The sequence below is a fragment of the Candidatus Binatia bacterium genome, assembly GCA_029248525.1.
Taxonomy (GTDB): Bacteria; Desulfobacterota; Binatia; order UBA12015; family UBA12015; genus UBA12015.
Genome location: JAQWJE010000025.1, coordinates 1 through 3,629, shown reverse-complemented (window position 1 = coordinate 3,629; position 3,629 = coordinate 1). Strand labels below are relative to the sequence as shown.

The following is a 3,629-nucleotide window of genomic DNA, read 5'->3' as shown; positions in this document are numbered from 1 at the left end:
GTTCGGGAGTCTCATGCAGATGCCCAACGCTACCCCATCCTGACTCGCCACCGAAGAGAGGGAGGGCCGCATTGGGCCCCCACCTCCCAACAATGGTCGAGACCGCGTTAGCGGCAGAGCAACGCGGTGCCACTTCCGTTGGTCGCACAGAAACCATTCGCCGTTGGCGACGGCAACTCAAAATCCGTCCTCGCGCATTGATCGAGGAAGCCGGCCGGGTCGAGGCTGATTTCCGCCTGGACCACGCTCGAATCGATCGCAACGGCCGCCTTGTTGGCGACGACCTTGACCTTCACGAGGCCCGGAGTCTTGTTGTAGACGGTCTGGATCACGACGGTCTTGAGGCCGTCGGCGCGGTTCTTGGCCTTGTAGGTGAATGCGGTACCCTTGCTATTGCGTTTCCAGCCCGACTTCGTTGCCTTGTCGAAGGCTCCCGCTTCCGCAAGGGCCGACCACAATGTCGGCTGGTCCGACTCCGTATCGAGCAGCGAGACAAGGAAGCCCTGTGCTATCGGATTGATCGCAGGATCCGGAAGGTTCGTGGACTCATTGACGGGTACCGTGAACTCCGTCTTCAATACGATCTTCTGCTCGCCGACTTCCTTGTTGAGCTTGACGACCTTCAGCTTGCTCCGATCGAGATTCTCGGCCCGGCAGTTCGGGTCGCCGAATGCGTAAGTGCTGAAGTGGTTGACCTCGAAGCAGTACTTGTTCTCCGTGGCGCCGCAGCAGGCTCCCAGCGTTGACTCATCGAAGATGGGGTTCCCCGGCTCTTCGACCGGGGGATCCGGCTCGTCGTAGCGCCGGTTCGGGAGGCCGGTATTGGTATGAAGGCCCCAATCACTGACAAACCCGTTGCCATCGAAAGCTCCGCAGGGTGCCAGGCTGCACTTGTCAGCGAGCGCGAACTCGCCATTGATCGCGTCGACATGGTACGGCTTGATGTTGGCTTCGGTTACCCTGAAAGCGTAGCCTTCATACGTGTCAAGGAATCCGTTGTCGTCCGCGTCGTTCCAGGTCATGCAGATTTGGAGCGGCGCGTCGAAGGTGACGCCCTCCGGTCCGAAATCCCAACCGGCAACGTAGCGCCCGCCGCCCCCACGGACAAAGAATTCGTCGTTGCCCTTGGTGACCGAGTCAGCCGAGATGCTGGTATCCTCGTCGACGGCGCCCGAAGGAATGCGCATGGACATGGAACTGTTGGCACCTGTCGCGGTAAATTCCGTGTTCCCGGCGGGTCCGCCACAGCTCTCGCCGGCGGGGCCGACCGAAACACCGGTACCGACCTCCTCGCAGCATTCATCCGGAGCGTTGTAGTCGAAGACGGCACAGGCCGGATCAAGAGCCAAGGTTACCTCGTCGTTTGCCGGACAGACGTCGCAGACGTCGCCGCACTCGGGCGCACCGGATTGGTTCCATGGTGCTACCGCTCCACCGCAATCCCCCTCGGTATCGAGTTGGTCGGGGTTGCAGTCGTTGGTGCAGTTGTCACAGGCATCAAGGATGCCGTCTCCGTCGGAATCGATGTCGTCGGCGACATCGATGAAGCCGTCTTCGTTGAAGTCGATCCCGGCGCTGGTTGCCGGAGAGGAATTGTCGCAGCCGCCGCTGCCGTCACAGAGGTCGGCGCTGCATGCTTCCCCGTCGTCGCAGAGAACCAGGGCGGGAGTCCCTGCGGGAGCGAAGAGATCGGCCGGGCAGGAGGGGGCAACCCCGTCACAGGTTTCGGCCACATCGCACGCATCGACCGCGCCTCGGCAAAGCGTCCCTGCCGGTTCCGGCAGGTCTCCGGGGCAGAAGATGCCCGTTCCTGTGCAGGTCTCGTCGGCGTCGCAAAGGTCCACACCGGCTCGGCAGACGCTGCCCGCGGGCAGGTATCCATCGACAGGACAGTCGGCGTCGGCGCCGGTACATTCCTCGGCCACGTCGCAGACTGCCAGGGGGTTAGGATTAACCGGGTTGCAGACGGTGCCGGCGGCTACGAACGTATCGGCCGGGCAGGCGGGTCCTGCGCCGGTGCATTCCTCGGCCACGTCGCAGATTCCGGCGGCGGCATTGCAGACGGTCCCCGCTGCAGCAAAGTCATCCACCGGGCAATTCGGGCCCAACCCGGTGCACTCTTCCGCCACATCACAGTCGCCGGCAGATGGCTGGCAAACCGTACCGGCTCCCGCGAACCCGTCAACGGGGCAGTCTACAGCGACGCCGTCGCAGGTTTCGGCAACATCACAGCTACCGACCGCTACGTTGCAAACAGTACCGGCAGCGGCCACCTCGTCCGCGGGACAGGTCGCATCAGCCCCCGAGCAGACCTCGGCGACATCGCATATACCAGCTTCCGGATTACAAACGGTTCCGTTCGGGACAAAAGCGCATTCGTCGCAACAGGCACCCCCATCGCAGTCCTCCCCGGATTCGACGTTGCCGTTGCCGCAAATGGCGAACGTGGCTTGGTAGATCGCCGCCTCTCCGGACGAAGCACCGGTGATTACTATGTAGTTGCTTTCACCAAGAAGCGTTACGTCTGAAGCGTAGCCCGCTCCGTCAAACAGGACTTGAGGTCCTGCCGCGGTCGAGATCGCTGCGTTTCCTAGAAAGAGGATCGAGTCGTTACCGGTCGTGCCCCCCTTCGCCCAGCCCACAACCAAGAAGACTCCACTCGGTGTAATCCGAACCAGATCCTGAAAGACAGTCCCGGCATACCCGACACCGGCTTCCTTCTGCAAGGAAACCTGCAGAACACCTGAGGCATTCCAACGAGCAATCAGCCCCACCGAATTGGTTGAAGGATACATATTCCCGGCAATCACGACGGAACCATCCGGTTCAACCTCGACGCCGTAGGCGGAGCTTTCAATCGTTCCAAATTCCTCGAGCACACGCCCCGAGGCAATCCCCACAAAGCTTGCATCAAGCCCCCCATCCGGCTCAAAGCGAGCAATCGCGACGTGACCCCGGATTTCGGTGTTCGCCCTGGAGTTTCCAACCACGGTGATTGAGTCGTCGTGAGCGACCGTATCGGATCCAACTTCAAGATCATTGACCTGTGTCACATGAGTTTCCCCATCGTGATTGAAGTCTGTCGTGCGCCATCCACCCCAACCGAAACTCCCGTCCAGAGTTCCATCGTCGAGGATTCGTGCCACGAACATATGTCGGTACGTGCCCGTCCACGCCTCGCCGGCCACAACCAACTTTCCGTCACTTTGCAGACCCGCAGCCGAGATCGAGGTTTGACCGCCCGCGATGGTCAGCAGCAACTTCCCATCGCCATCAAAACTACTGTCGAGGGTTCCATCCGGATTCAGCTTGAGGATTGCGCCCTTCGAGTAGGGACTCCCGCCGACGGGCATGATCGATTCACCCACGACGAAAATCGCACCATCGCTCGCGCGGACGACCACGTCCTCCGCTTTATCGTCGCTGTAGGTATACGTGAGAATTCCGTCATAACTCGACTGGAACCCGAACATCCGACTACCGCTCGTTGTGCAATTGATGAACAGAGGAGCGCACGATGGCGTAAAAGAAGGGTCGAGGGAGCCGTCGAGATCATACCTGACGACGCCAAAATTGAAGTTTTCATTGGCAGTAAAGCCGCCGAGAAAGAAAGGATCGTTTTTCGTGAA

At 60.6% G+C, this 3,629-nt stretch carries 1 protein-coding gene; it reads right to left on the bottom strand.

The genetic code is table 11. From position 1 onward, the window contains the following. Window positions 1-107: 107 nt before the first annotated feature. Window positions 108-3,629 (bottom strand): hypothetical protein (locus P8K07_05630; GenBank protein ID MDG1958005.1); only part of this gene is annotated, 3,522 nt, incomplete at its 5' end.